Origin of the sequence: Pseudomonas sp. GL93 (assembly GCF_003408955.1) — a bacterium.
Lineage (GTDB): Bacteria > Pseudomonadota > Gammaproteobacteria > Pseudomonadales > Pseudomonadaceae > Aquipseudomonas > Aquipseudomonas paracarnis.
Map to the genome: position 1 here is coordinate 36,871 of NZ_NKRF01000002.1, position 13,666 is coordinate 50,536.

Consider the following 13,666-nt stretch of genomic DNA (forward strand, 5'->3'; position numbering starts at 1 on the left):
TTTTGTAGGAGCGAGCTTGCTCGCGAAAAACCCACAGACGCCGCGTTTATTCAGGAAGCACGCGTCATCGTTGACGTTTTTCGCGAGCAAGCTCGCTCCTACATTATTGGTGTCAGTGGGTGCTCAGGCCTGCCGCATTCATGAACATGCGCATCAGGCTGGCCACCACGAACAGGGCCAGCACGCTGCCGGTCCAGATCATCGCCAGCCACCCCAGGCGCCGCCACAACGGCTGCTTCTCGGCCTGTTCAATCTCGTGCAACGAAGGTTTGGACATGTTTCAACCCTCCTAGTGGTAACCGTCTTCGTGGGTGACCTTGCCGCGGAACACGTAGTAGCTCCAGAAGGTGTAGCCCAGGATGAACGGGATGATGAACAGCGTGCCCACCAGCATGAAGCCCTGGCTTTGCGGCGGCGCGGCGGCATCCCAGATCGACACGGACGGCGGGATGATGTTCGGCCACAGGCTGATCCCCAAGCCGCTGTAGCCGAGGAAAATCAGCACCAGCGTCAACAGGAACGGCGTGTAGTGCGCGTTACGTGCCACAGCGCGGATCAGCCCGTACATGGTGACCAGCACCAGGATCGGCACCGGCAGGAACCAGAACAGGTTCGGCAAGGTGAACCAGCGCGACGCGATTTCCGGGTGGGTCAGCGGCGTCCAGATGCTGACGATGCCGATCACCGCCAACACTACAAACGCCAAAGGCCGCGCCAGGTTGTGCATCTGCTCCTGCAACTTGCCTTCGGTCTTCATGATCAGCCAGGTGCAGCCGAGCAAGGCATACGCCACGATCAGCGCCACGCCGCAGAACATCGTGAAGGGTGTGAGCCAGTCCAGTGAACCGCCGGCAAACTGGCGATCCACCACCGGAATACCGTCGATAAAGGCGCCCAACGCCACCCCCTGGAAGAAGGTCGCCGCCAGCGAGCCGCCAATAAACGCCTTGTCCCACAGGTGACGCTTGTGGTCCTTGGCCTTGAAGCGGAACTCAAAGGCTACGCCGCGGAAGATCAGGCCGATCAGCATCAGGATCAGCGGCAGGTACAGCGCCGACAACACCACCGAATAGGCCAGCGGGAACGCGCCGAACAGCGCCGCGCCGCCGAGTACCAGCCAGGTTTCGTTGCCGTCCCATACGGGCGCCACGGTGTTCATCATCACGTCACGGTCGACTTTGCCCGGGATAAACGGGAAGAGAATGCCGATCCCCAGGTCGAAGCCGTCCATGACCACGTACATCATGATGCCGAAGATGATGATCACGGCCCAGATCAGCGGAAGATCAATACCCATCTCAATTCCCCTTGTGCTGGATGTGGTCGTGGTCGTTATCACTGCCATCGTCGGCAGCAGACAACGGACGCGCCGGGGTGCGTTTCTGGCCAGGGCCACCGTGGGTTGGCTCGGTACTGTCGTGGGTCACGGGGCCTTTGCGCACCAGGCGCATCATGTAGCCCAGGCCCGCGCCGAACAGCGCGAAGTACACCACCACGAACAACACCAGGGTGATGGTCATCTGCGTCAGGCTATGCCCGGAGGAGGCATCCGCCGTGCGCATCAACCCGTAGACCACCCAGGGCTGGCGACCAATTTCGGTGGTGAACCAGCCGGCCAGAATCGCAATCAGGCCAGACGGGCCCATCCACAGCGCCAGGTACAGGAACGGTTTGGACGTGTACATCTTGTCGCCCCGGCGCAGCCACAGGCTGAACAGACCGGTGAAGATCATCAGGAACCCCAGGCCGACCATGACCCGGAACGACCAGAACACAATGGTCGAGTTGGGGCGGTCTTCAGGCGGAAACTCCTTGAGCGCCGGCACCTGCTTGTCCAGGGAGTGAGTCAGGATCAGGCTGCCCAGGTACGGAATCTCGACCGAGTATTTGGTTTTCTCGGCTTTCATGTCCGGCCAGCCGAACAGGATCAGCGGCGTCGGCTCGTTGCCGATATTTTCCCAGTGGCCTTCAATCGCGGCGATTTTGGCCGGCTGATGCTTGAGGGTATTGAGGCCGTGGAAGTCGCCGATCACCGCCTGGATGGGCGCAACAATCAGGGCCATCCACATCGCCATCGAGAGCATTTTGCGGATCGCCGGGTTGTCCTTGCCGCGCAGCAAATGCCAGGCCGCCGACGAGCCGACGAAGAAGGCCGTGGCCACGAACGCCGCTGTGGCCATGTGCATCAGGCGGTAGGGGAACGACGGGTTGAAGATCACCGCCAGCCAGTCGGTCGGGATCACGCGGCCATCGATGATTTCAAAGCCCTGGGGCGTCTGCATCCAGCTGTTGGAGGCAAGAATCCAGAACGTGGAGATCAACGTACCCACGGCCACCATCACCGTGGCGAAGAAGTGCAGTTTGCGCCCCACCTTGTTCCAGCCGAACAACATTACACCCAGGAAACCGGCCTCGAGGAAGAAGGCCGTGAGCACTTCGTACGTCAGCAACGGCCCGGTGACGGCACCGGCGAAGTCCGAGAAGCGGCTCCAGTTGGTGCCGAACTGGTAGGCCATGACCAGGCCCGATACCACGCCCATGCCGAAGTTGACGGCAAAGATCTTCGACCAGAAATGGTAGAGGTCACGGTAGGTGTCGTTGTGGGTCTTGAGCCACAAGCCCTCCAGCACCGCAAGGTAACTGGCCAGGCCGATGGTGATCGCCGGGAACAGGATGTGGAATGAGATGGTGAACGCGAATTGAATTCGGGCGAGATCTAGCGCCTCCAAACCGAACATAAGTCTTCCTCTGTCAGGTAATACCGGCTGCTGGCTGGGAGCCTGCACCCACTGCCCCCACGGATATGGAGTGTGGCGAATTTCAATTCGTTTCTTTTATTACCCATCGCGTGGGGAATCTGGCCTTGCGACCGCCAGAACAATCCCGGGGCAGGTTTTGATCTGGATCAAGCATCGTTGAAAGAGTAGTCCCATTTTTGCTGTAGGACTGTGTGGTCTTTTGCCGCGTGACAGCTTGCCTCAGCTCAGTTCTTGCAACTATTTGTTACAGCTTGATGCTAATCTCGCCCTTCTCCCGTTGCCGACCTGATTGCCGATGCCCAGTGAACCTGCGTTGTTGTTACGTCACCACCGCCCTTTCATCGCGTTCTGGCTGGCGCGGATCTTTACCGCCAGCGGCTTCCAGATGCTCACCGTGGCGATTGGCTGGAACCTCTACCAGCTGACCGGCAACGTCTTGGACCTGGGCCTGGTCGGCCTGGTGGAATTTGTGCCGCGCGTGCTGTTCATGCTGCACACCGGGCACGTGGCTGATCGCTATGAACGCCGCAGGGTCGCCGCTATCTGCCAGACCTTGCAGGCGCTGATTGCCTTGTCCCTGGCCATCGGTGGCCTGACCGGCAACGTGACCCGCGAGATGATCTTTATCCTCGCCTTCCTGCTGGGCGCCGCGCGATCGTTCGAAATGCCCACCACCCAGGCGCTCTTGCCCAGCATCGTGCCCAGCGCGCTGTTCCCCCGCGCTGTGGCCGCCTCGCAATCGGCCCAGCAACTGGCGACCATCGTCGCACCGGCCGTGGGCGGTTTGCTTTACGCGTTTGGCAGCGTGTGGGTGTACGGCCCCACCGTAGCGCTGTACCTGATCGCCTGCGTGCTGACCCTTAACCTGCCCGCACGCCAGACCCCGCTGAACAAAGCCAAGGCCACCATGGACTCGCTGCTGGCCGGCATTCGCTTTATCCGCAGCCGCCCGGACATTCTCGGCGCCATTTCCCTGGACCTGTTTGCCGTGCTGCTGGGCGGCGCCACTGCGCTGTTGCCAGTGTTCGCCCAGGACATCCTGCTGACCGGCGCCTGGGGCCTGGGCCTGCTGCGGTCGGCCCCAGCCGTGGGGGCATTGCTGATGTCACTGTGGCTAGCGCGGTTCTCGGTAGACCGCCAGGTGGGCCGCGTGATGTTCACCGCCGTCGGCGTGTTCGGGGTGGCAACCATTGCCTTCGGTCTGTCGACTTCGTTCTGGTTTTCACTGGCGGTGCTGGTGGTACTGGGGGCGGCGGACATGATCAGCATGGTGATCCGTGCGTCGTTCGTGCAGTTGGAAACGCCAGATGAAATGCGCGGGCGGGTGAGTGCGGTCAATGGCCTGTTCATCGGTGCGTCCAATCAATTGGGCGAATTCGAATCCGGGATTACCGCCCACTGGTTTGGCACCGTGCCTGCGGTGGTGATGGGCGGGGTTGGCACCCTGGTGGTGACCGGCGTGTGGATCAAGCTGTTCCCGACCCTGGCCAACCGGGATCGCATGCATGTGCCGGTGGAAGAAACCAAGCCATAGGCGTCACCGCCATACCCTGTGGGAGCCGGGCTTGCCCGCGATAGCGGTGTATCAGGCAACTTTCTGGTGGCTGATACACCGCTATCGCAGGCAAGCCAGCTCCCACATTGGAACCTCATTGGCCTGACGGTTTGCGCTACAACACCTTATCCAAGGTAATCGGAAACTCCCGAACCCGCTTGCCGGTGGCATGGTAAACCGCATTCGCCACCGCCGCCGCCACCCCGACAATGCCGATTTCCCCCACGCCCTTGGACCCGAGCGCATTGACGATCTCGTCGTGCTCTTCGACAAACAGCACGTCAATCTCGCCAATATCGGCGTTCACCGGGATGTGGTACTCGGCCAGGCTGTGGTTCATGTAGCGCCCCAGTTCATGGTCGACCTGGGTCTCTTCATGCAGGGCCATACCAATCCCCCACACCACGCCGCCGAGAATCTGGCTGCGGGCCATCTTGGGGTTGACCACGCGCCCAGCGGCAATGGCGCTGACCACACGGCTGACCTTAATGGTGCCCAGGTCTTCATCAACCCGCACCTCGACGAACACCGCCGAGTGAGTAGCGCTGGCATAACCCTCGCGCTTCTTGTCGGGCTGGCTGTCGACCTGTACCTCCAGGGCCTCTTCACCGCTGTCCTTGACCAATTGCGCCAACGACACGCTCACGTCACCGCTGTGTAGCTGGCCGTCTTCAAACCGAGCCGAATCGGCATCCTTGAATACCGGATAAGTCTGCCGGGCGATCTTCAGCAACTTGGCATTCAGCGCTTCGCACGCTTGCTGCACGGCAGTGCCGACGGACGAGACGGTAAACGAGCCGCCCTGCAACGGCGCGGTGGGCAACGACGAATCACCCAGCACAAAACGCACGTCGGCCATGGCCACGCCACTGGCCTGGGCGGCGATTTGAGTCATTACAGTGTAAGTGCCGGTACCAATGTCGGTGGTGGCGCTGCTAACGGTGAGCTTGCCCTCGGCGTCGAGGCGCGCCTTGGCGCTGGCTTTCATCTGCATGGCTTCCCACACCCCGCCGGCCATGCCCCAGCCGATCAACTGGCGGCCGTCACGCATGCTGCGCGGTTCCGGGTTGCGTTGGTGCCAGCCGAAGCGTTCGGCGCCCTCGCTGTAGCACTCGCGCAGGGCCTTGCTCGACCAGGGTTTGTCTTCGTTCTGGTTACGTTCGGCGTAGTTGATCAGCCGCAACTGCACCGGGTCGATGGCCAGGGCGCAAGCCAGTTCGTCCATGGCGCACTCCAGGCCAAGCACGCCAAGTGCTGCACCGGGGGCACGCATATCCAGCGGGGTAAACACGTCCAACGGCGCCAGCTTGTAGGTCAACTGCACGTTGTCGCAGTGATAGAGCATGCCGCTCCACTCCACCACGTGCTCGCTGAAATCCTCAAACCGCGACGTCTGGCCAATCGCGGTGTGCCCCAGGGCCAGCAAGCGTCCATTAGCGGCGGCGCCCATCTGCAAACGCTGCAAGGTGCGCGGGCGATAGCCAAAGGTGAACATCTGCTGACGCGTCAGGGTAACGCGCACCGAGCGCTTGAGCGCCATGGCCGCCATCACCGCGAGCGGCAATTGATATTGCGGGCGCAGGCCCGAACCGAAAGCGCCACCGACGAAAGCGGCGAAGATGCGCACCTGGCGCTTGTCCAGGCCGAAGACTTTTTGCACGTAGGCCTGGCAGTTCTGCGGGCCCTGGGTCTTGTCATGGATATGCAGGGTGCCGTCGGGTTGATACAGCACGGTGCTGGCGTGGGGTTCCATCGGGTTGTGGTGCTCGATGGGCGTGCTGTAGTGCAAGTCCAGACTGATTGCGGCACCGGCCCATTCAGCCTCGAAGTTGCCTCGCGGCCCGGGCGGAGCCTGGGGCGACAGGTGCGCCGCCGCTTGCTGGGTGAGCAGGTCGGTTTCGAAGGCTTCGGGGGCGTAGTCGATCTGTACCAGCGAGCCGGCGTGCCGCGCCAGTTCGAGGTTATCGGCGATCACCAGGGCCAGGGGCTGGCCGCTGTAAAGCACCCGGTCGTTATACAGCGGGCGAAAGGGCGAGCCATCGGCCGCATCGGCATCGGCGAAGGCCTCGTCATAGCTGGCGATTTTCGGCCGATTGAGATGATGGATCACGTCCACCACACCGGGCAAGGCCAACGCCTTGGACGCATCGATGCGCAGCACCCGGCCTTTGGCGACAGTGCTCGACACCACGCTGCCATGCAGCAGGCCGTCCTCGGGAAATTCACCGGCATAACGCGCTTGGCCGGTGACCTTGAGCAGACCGTCGACACGGTCCAGGGGTTTGCCGATGGCGCTCATGGCTGTTCTCCTGCGACGGCGGCGTCGCTCAGGGCACGAATGATTGCGCGCCGGGCCAGCTTGACCTTGAAGCCGTTGTGTTCCAACGGTTCGGCGTCTTGCAGCAGGGCATCGGCGGCGGCGCTGAAGGTTTCGCGGCTGACTGTGCGGCCAATCAGCAAGGCTTCCACTGCGCGGTCACGCCAGGGTTTATGCGCCACACCGCCCAAGGCCAGGCGGGCGTCGATGATTTCATCGCCGTCCAGTTCCAAGGCGGCGGCCACAGACACCAGGGCGAAGGCATAGGAGGCCCGGTCGCGGATTTTCAGGTAGTGGCTGTGGCGGGCCAAGTGATCGGCGGGCAGTTCAATCGCGGTGATCAGCTCATCGTCGGCCAATTGGTTGTCACGTTGCGGCGCATCGCCTGGCAAGCGATGGAAGTCGGCGAACTCGATCACCCGTGCGCCGCCGCGTCCTTCTACATGCACCCGCGCTGCAAGCGCCGCCAAGGCCACGCACATGTCCGATGGATGGGTGGCCACGCACTGTTCACTGGCGCCGAGGATCGCATGGATACGGTTCAAACCGTTGCGCGCCGGGCAGCCGCTGCCGGGCTGGCGCTTGTTGCACGGCACCGCGGCGTCGTAGAAGTAATAGCAACGGGTGCGCTGCAACAGGTTGCCGCCGGTACTGGCCATGTTGCGTAACTGCGGGGACGCCCCGGCGAGGATGGCCTGGGACAGCAACGGATAACGCTGCTCAATGAGCGGGTGCCAGGCCAGGTCGGCGTTGCTCACCAGCGCACCGATACGCAGGCCACCCTCGGCGGTCTCTTGAATGTCATGCAGCGGCAAGCCGGTGATGTCGATCAGGTGCTCGGGATGGCTGATGTTTTCCTTCATCAGGTCCAGCAGGTTGGTGCCACCGGCGATAAAGCGCGAGGCGGCGCTGCTCATCTGAACAGCCTGCTGCACATCGGTCGGCCTGCTGTAGTGGAAGGGGTTCATGACTCACCTCCCTGGCGACGGCAGGCCGGCAGCGCGTCTTCGATGGCATCGCGGATGTTGTTGTAGGCGCCGCAGCGGCACAGGTTGCCGCTCATCAATTCCTGGATCTGCGCACGGTCGTGGGCGCGGCCTTCATTGGCCAGGCCCACGGCAGAACAGATCTGGCCGGGCGTGCAATAGCCGCATTGGAAAGCGTCGTGCTGGATAAAGGCCTGTTGCATGGGGTGCAGTTGGTCGCCGTCGGCCAGGCCTTCGACGGTGGTCAATTCGGCGCCGTCGCACATCACGGCCAGGGTCAGGCAGGCATTCACGCGTTTGCCGTCACGCAACACGGTGCAAGCGCCGCACTGGCCGTGGTCGCAGCCTTTTTTGCTGCCCACCAGGTCCAACTGCTCACGCAGCAAGTCCAGCAAGGTGGTCCAGGGCAACACGTTCAGTTGGCGATCCTGGCCGTTGAGTGTCAGGCGTATCGGGTGGGCGACGAACGGCTGGGCCGCCGCGCCATTGGGGGTCGCGCTCATAAACACCTCACGGGTTGGTGTACGTCCGCGGCGTTCAGGAAAATCGCCGTCTTAGGGGTACGACTTCCCGGGGTTTTGAGCGTTCAAGATGATTGATCAGCGGATATTGAGCTGGGCTTTCAGGGTGTTTTGCGGTGGGTTGATCGAGGTATTGGTGAATTCGAACCAGCCCTGGGCCTGGACGTTCAGGTCGAACACATAGATGTAGCCCATCAAGGTGCCCACGCCGTTGCACGCCTCACTGATGTTGCCGACCTGGCACACCGCTGTGCGTTGCCCATTCAACTCTGCGCCGTTGAAGCGGCCCATGGGGCTGTTGCCCAGGCCGACTTCCATCACCGAGACCTGGGTGGGCCCGCGGTGCTCGCACATCTGGGTGGTGTTGACCCGCTCCGGGATCGCTTCGGTGCAGTTGGCCGACTCCACCTTGAACACCCGCACCTCGCTCAAGGCCGGTGCAGCCGCGCCCCATGCCGGTGCCGCGCCCAGCCACAGGCTGATACTGGCGATCAGAGCTAGACTCCACGGGTTGGCTTTTTTCATGCTGTTGATGACCGGCTGTTGAACGTCGGCGCAGTATGCCTCAAGCCCATGCGCCACACAGCCTCGGCTGCTGGTATGATGCGCCGCTTTTTCCGATCCTCTCTGAAACCACAAGCGTTTGGCGCAGTTTGTGCTTTGACTTAGAGGTCAACAAATCACGACGCACACTAGCGTCACAGGGAGCCGGCATGCTGGAAAAGCTGTTTCAACTCAAAGCCCACAACACCAATGTGCGCACCGAGATTCTCGCGGGGATCACCACCTTCCTGGCCATGGCCTACATCCTGTTCGTGAACCCGAGCATCCTCGGCGAGACCGGCATGGACAAGGGCGCGGTGTTTGTCGCCACCTGCCTGGCGGCGGCCATCGGTTCGACCGTGATGGGCCTGATCGCCAACTACCCGATTGCCCTGGCACCGGGCATGGGCCTCAACGCCTTCTTCACCTACACCGTGGTCCTGCACATGGGCCACACCTGGCAGGTGGCGCTGGGTGCGGTATTCATTTCGGCGGTGCTGTTTTTCCTGCTGTCGATCTTCCGCATTCGTGAGTGGATCATCAACGCCATCCCCCTGCCGCTGCGCTCGGCGATTGCCGCCGGCATCGGCCTGTTCCTGGCGCTGATCGCCCTGCATAACGCCGGTATCGTGGTGAGCAACCCGGCCACCATGGTCGGCCTGGGCGACCTGAAGCAACCGGCGCCGATCCTGGCCACCCTGGGTTTCGTCCTGATCGTCGCGCTGGAAGCCCTGGCCGTACGCGGCGCGGTGCTGATCGGCATCCTGGCGGTGACCGTCGCCTCCATCGTCCTGGGCTTCACGCCGTTCATCGGTGTGACCTCGGTACCGCCGTCCCTGGCGCCGACCTTCCTGCAGCTGGATATCAAGGGCGCGCTGGACATCGGCCTAGTCAGCGTGATCTTCGCCTTCCTGTTCGTTGACCTGTTCGACAACTCCGGCACCCTGATCGGCGTCGCCAAGCGCGCCGGCCTGATGGGCAAAGACGGCCATATGCCGAAAATGGGCCGTGCACTGATCGCCGACAGTACCGCCGCCATGGCCGGTTCCCTGCTGGGCACCTCGACCACTACCAGCTACATCGAATCGGCCGCAGGCGTGAGCGCCGGTGGCCGTACCGGCTTGACCGCCATCGTGGTCGCGATCCTGTTTTTGCTGGCGTTGTTCTTCTCGCCACTGGCCGCCAGCGTGCCGGCCTATGCCACCGCGCCAGCCTTGCTGTTTGTGGCGGTGCTGATGAGCCAAGGCCTGGCCGAAATCGACTGGGACGACATTACGGTGGCAGCGCCGGTGGTGATCACCGCCCTGGCGATGCCCTTCACTTACTCCATCGCCAACGGCATCGCCTTCGGTTTCATCGCCTGGACCGCCATCAAGCTGCTTTCGGGCCGCTACCGTGAGCTGAACCCGGCACTGGTGATCCTGTCGATCCTGTTTGTGATCAAGCTGGGCTGGTTCAACGCATGACTTTCGACGCCGCAAGCTACACCGCTCAACTGCAAGACAAGGTCACGCGCCTGCGTGACCTGCTGGCACCGTTCGACGCGCCCGGGCCGCAGGTCTTCGACTCGCCGCTGCAGCACTTTCGCCTGCGCGCGGAGTTCCGCCTGTGGCGCGAAGGCGGCGAGCGCCACTACGCGATGTTCTCCCAGGAGGACAAGCGCACGCCGATCCTCATCGAAGAATTCCCCATCGCCAGCCAGCGCATCAACCAGTTGATGCCGCAACTCAAGGCCGCCTGGCAAGCCAGCGCCGCCCTGAGCCACAAGCTGTTCCAGGTAGAGTTCCTCACCACCCTGGCCGGCGACGCGATGATCACCCTGTGTTATCACCGCCCGCTGGACGAACAGTGGCACACCGCCGCGAACACATTGGCCGCTGAGCTGAATGTGAGCATCATCGGCCGCTCCAAGGGCAAGCGCGATGTGATCGGCCATGACTACGTGGTGGAAAAACTCGACGTCGGTGGCCGCACCTTCAGCTACCGCCAACCCGAAGGCGCGTTCACCCAGCCCAACGGCACGGTGAACCAGAAGATGCTCAACTGGGCCTATGAAGCGCTGGGCGATCGCCCGGACGATTTGCTGGAGCTGTATTGCGGCAACGGCAACTTCACCCTGCCGCTGGCGACCCGCGTGCGCAAGGTGCTGGCCACCGAGATCAGCAAGACCTCGGTGAATGCGGCCCTGAGCAACCTGGATGAAAATGGCGTGGATAACGTCACCCTGGTGCGCCTCTCCGCCGAAGAACTCACCCAAGCCCTGAACGAAGTGCGCCCGTTCCGCCGCCTGCACGGCATCGACCTGAAAAGCTACGAATTCGGTAGCGTCTTCGTCGACCCGCCCCGCGCTGGCATGGACCCGGACACCTGCGAGCTGACCCGGCGCTTCGACAACATCCTGTACATCTCCTGCAACCCGCAGACGCTGGCGGCGAACATCGCGCAACTGCACGACACGCACCAGATCACCCAGTGTGCAATGTTTGACCAGTTCCCGTGGACGCACCATATGGAATCAGGTGTGTTGCTGACCCGCCGATAAAGCGGCGGGTTGTAGGAGCGAGCTTGCTCGCGAAAAACGTCAACGATAACGCGTGCTTCCTGGATAAACGCGTTGCCTGTGGGTTTTTCGCGAGCAAGCTCGCTCCTACAACCGAATGCGCGTCAGCCGGTGATCCAGTAATTGCATGGATTAAACGTTCGATCACCGAACAGATCCGCTGCCATCCATTGACCAAATTAACCAACCGGTACATTTTGACTCCACAACCAATAAGAACTGTGGAGAAGCCTCTATGCCGCCCATCGTGCTGGTGCTCAACGGCCCCAACCTCAACCTGCTCGGCACCCGCGAGCCTGCCACTTATGGCCATGAAACCCTGGCCGACATTGCCGCCCTGTGTGGTCGCAGCGCCGACAAGCTCGGGCTGAAGATCGAGTTTCGCCAGACCAACCACGAGGGCGAATTGCTCGACTGGATCCACGCCGCCCGCAACCGCTGCGCCGGTATTGTGATCAACCCGGCGGCCTGGACCCACACCTCAGTCGCGATCCGCGATGCCCTGGTAGCCAGTGAGGTGCCGGTGATCGAAGTGCATTTATCCAACGTGCATGCCCGTGAAGCCTTTCGTCATCACTCGTTTGTGTCACCGATCGCCAAGGCCGTGCTGGCCGGGTTTGGCAGCCATGGCTACCACCTGGCCCTAGAGCATTTCAGCCTGACGCTGAAGGGACGCACGTGATGAAACCGCGCATTCTCGCCGGCCTGATCGGCGCCGGCATCCAGGCCTCACGCACACCGGCACTGCATGAACAGGAAGGCGACGCCCAGGGCTTGCGCTACCTGTATCGCCTGATCGACCTGGAGCCGCTGCACCTGGACCTCAACGCCCTGCCGGAACTATTGCGGGCCGCCGAGTTGATGCACTTCACCGGGCTGAACATTACCTACCCGTGCAAGCAGGCGATCCTGCCTTTGCTCGACGAACTCTCCGATGAGGCCAGGGGCATTGGCGCAGTCAACACCGTGGTGTTCAAGGACGGCAAGCGCATTGGCCATAACACCGACTGCCTGGGGTTCGCCGAAGGTTTTCGACGCAACTTGCACAGCGTGCCGCGCCAACGCGTGGTGCAGATGGGCGCTGGTGGCGCGGGCGCGGCGGTGGCCCATGCACTGTTGGCCGAGGGTGTGGAGCAACTGAGCCTCTTCGACGTCGACAGCGCCCGTGCCCAGGACCTGGTGGATAACCTTACCCAGCATTTCGGCGTCGGTCGCGCTCAAGTCGGCAGCCACCTGGAAAACGCCATGGCCGAGGCCGATGGCCTGGTGAACACCACACCGATGGGCATGGCCAAGCTGCCCGGCACGCCTGTGCCAGCGGCGTTGTTGCGGGCCGAATTGTGGGTAGCGGAAATTGTGTACTTCCCGCTGGAAACCCAACTGCTGCGTGACGCTCGCGCCTTGGGTTGCCGTACGCTGGACGGCGGCAATATGGCGGTGTTTCAGGCGGTGAAGGCATTTGAGTTGTTCTGCGGTGAAATGGCGGATGCAGACCGGATGCTGGCGCACTTCCAGAGCATGAATATCTAGGGATGCAAACCCATCAAAATGTGGGCTTGCCCCAATGCCAGCTTTTTGTAGGAGCGAGCTTGCTCGCGAAAAACTCACGGGCGCCGCGTTCATTCAGCAAGCACGCGTTATCGTTGACGTTTTTCGCGAGCAAGCTCGCTCCTACAGCATTGGGGCAAGCCCAGCTCCCGCATTGATTCGATTCATTCTTGAAAGCGGGTGCTCTCAGGCTTGCAGGTAGCGCAACACCGACTCGCAAATCATTTCCCGATGGCGCTGCTTGATCGCCTCATCCGACAGTTCGATCTGGAAAATCTCGCTGAAGGTGTGCCGGTTGGACACCCGGTAGAAACTGAACGAGTTGATCAGCAAGTGCACATCCAACGGCTCCAGCCCTTCGCGAAACAGCCCCAACTCAGCCCCGCGGCGCAAGGTCTCCCCCAGCCCTTCCAGGATTTTGCTGTTCATCGCCTTGATGGTGTCGGTGCGCTTGACGTATTCGGCGTTGTGGATATTTTCGATGCTGACGATGCGCACGAAATCCACGTTCTGGTCGTGGTGATCAAAGGTGAATTCCACCAGCCGGCGAATCGCCTCACGGGGTTCCAGGGCGGTGAGGTTCATACGCGTTTCAGTGTTGCGGATATCACCGTAGAGCTTCTCCAGCACCTCGACGTATAGCTGTTCCTTGCTGCCAAAGTAGTAATAGATCATGCGCTTGGAGGTGTGAATGCGCTCGGCGATGGCGTCCACGCGAGCGCCAGCCAGGCCCTGCTGAACAAACTCGACAATAGCTTCCTGCAGGATATTTTCGCGGGTCTTTTCCGGATTGTTCTTGCGACTCTTGCGCGGTGTGTCTGACACAGCGCAGAGGTCAGGGGTCAGGGTCATGGTGCGCTCACGGCGATTGCTTGGG

General features: G+C 61.9%; 13 protein-coding genes. 5 read left to right on the forward strand and 8 right to left on the reverse strand.

Going from position 1 to position 13,666, the window contains the following annotated elements:
• Nucleotides 1–112: 112 nt before the first annotated feature.
• The 3 genes from CER19_RS00210 to CER19_RS00220 are packed head-to-tail and all read right to left on the reverse strand — an operon-like array spanning nt 113 to nt 2,738.
• Complete coding sequence (locus tag CER19_RS00210; protein ID WP_003194328.1) at nt 113–277, reverse strand: DUF2474 domain-containing protein; 165 nt, start codon at nt 275–277, stop codon at nt 113–115.
• Between the two features lie 12 nt (nt 278–289).
• Nucleotides 290–1,297, reverse strand: a complete 1,008-nt coding sequence (cydB, locus tag CER19_RS00215) for a cytochrome d ubiquinol oxidase subunit II (protein WP_014720024.1) — start codon at nt 1,295–1,297, stop codon at nt 290–292.
• A 1-nt stretch (nt 1,298) separates the two neighbouring features.
• Nucleotides 1,299–2,738 (reverse strand): cytochrome ubiquinol oxidase subunit I, encoded by a 1,440-nt coding sequence (locus tag CER19_RS00220; RefSeq protein WP_116664965.1) that lies wholly within the window; start codon nt 2,736–2,738, stop codon nt 1,299–1,301.
• A gap of 316 nt (nt 2,739–3,054) precedes the next feature.
• On the opposite strand from CER19_RS00220, the gene CER19_RS00225 reads away from it, so the two are divergent.
• Nucleotides 3,055–4,293, forward strand: coding sequence for an MFS transporter (locus tag CER19_RS00225; RefSeq protein ID WP_116664966.1), 1,239 nt, complete (start codon nt 3,055–3,057; stop codon nt 4,291–4,293).
• A gap of 136 nt (nt 4,294–4,429) precedes the next feature.
• On the opposite strand, the gene CER19_RS00230 is transcribed toward CER19_RS00225, so the two are convergent.
• The 4 genes from CER19_RS00230 to CER19_RS00245 all read right to left on the reverse strand — a co-directional run bounded on the left by CER19_RS00230 (nt 4,430) and on the right by CER19_RS00245 (nt 8,663).
• The gene (locus tag CER19_RS00230; protein ID WP_116664967.1) at nt 4,430–6,613 is read right to left on the reverse strand and encodes a xanthine dehydrogenase family protein molybdopterin-binding subunit; all 2,184 of its coding nucleotides are present in this window, start codon (nt 6,611–6,613) and stop codon (nt 4,430–4,432) included.
• Complete coding sequence (locus tag CER19_RS00235) at nt 6,610–7,599, reverse strand: xanthine dehydrogenase family protein subunit M (RefSeq protein ID WP_020301733.1); 990 nt, start codon at nt 7,597–7,599, stop codon at nt 6,610–6,612. The genes CER19_RS00230 and CER19_RS00235 overlap by 4 nt, the downstream gene beginning before the upstream one ends.
• Nucleotides 7,596–8,120: a (2Fe-2S)-binding protein gene (locus tag CER19_RS00240; protein ID WP_054896161.1), complete on the reverse strand. Its 525-nt coding sequence runs from the start codon at nt 8,118–8,120 to the stop codon at nt 7,596–7,598. Before CER19_RS00240 ends, CER19_RS00235 begins: the two co-directional genes overlap by 4 nt.
• Before the next feature lie 96 nt (nt 8,121–8,216).
• The gene (locus CER19_RS00245) at nt 8,217–8,663 is read right to left on the reverse strand and encodes a DUF4879 domain-containing protein (RefSeq protein ID WP_116665158.1); all 447 of its coding nucleotides are present in this window, start codon (nt 8,661–8,663) and stop codon (nt 8,217–8,219) included.
• A gap of 188 nt (nt 8,664–8,851) precedes the next feature.
• Between CER19_RS00245 and CER19_RS00250 the strand changes: the two genes are divergently transcribed.
• From CER19_RS00250 to CER19_RS00265, 4 genes are all read left to right on the forward strand, one after another.
• Entirely contained in the window at nt 8,852–10,147 is a 1,296-nt protein-coding gene (locus CER19_RS00250; protein ID WP_003194342.1) for an NCS2 family permease, read from the forward strand.
• A complete protein-coding gene (gene trmA, locus CER19_RS00255; RefSeq protein ID WP_116664968.1) occupies nt 10,144–11,223 on the forward strand; it encodes a tRNA (uridine(54)-C5)-methyltransferase TrmA in 1,080 nt (359 codons plus the stop codon). Before CER19_RS00250 ends, trmA begins: the two co-directional genes overlap by 4 nt.
• A gap of 253 nt (nt 11,224–11,476) precedes the next feature.
• Complete coding sequence (aroQ, locus tag CER19_RS00260) at nt 11,477–11,923, forward strand: type II 3-dehydroquinate dehydratase (RefSeq protein WP_116664969.1); 447 nt, start codon at nt 11,477–11,479, stop codon at nt 11,921–11,923.
• A complete protein-coding gene (locus tag CER19_RS00265) occupies nt 11,923–12,771 on the forward strand; it encodes a shikimate dehydrogenase (protein ID WP_116664970.1) in 849 nt (282 codons plus the stop codon). The genes aroQ and CER19_RS00265 overlap by 1 nt, the downstream gene beginning before the upstream one ends.
• 204 nt (nt 12,772–12,975) lie before the next feature.
• Here the strand turns inward: CER19_RS00265 and CER19_RS00270 are convergent, their stop codons facing one another.
• Nucleotides 12,976–13,641, reverse strand: coding sequence for a TetR/AcrR family transcriptional regulator (locus CER19_RS00270; RefSeq protein ID WP_116664971.1), 666 nt, complete (start codon nt 13,639–13,641; stop codon nt 12,976–12,978).
• Nucleotides 13,642–13,666 lie beyond the last annotated feature (25 nt).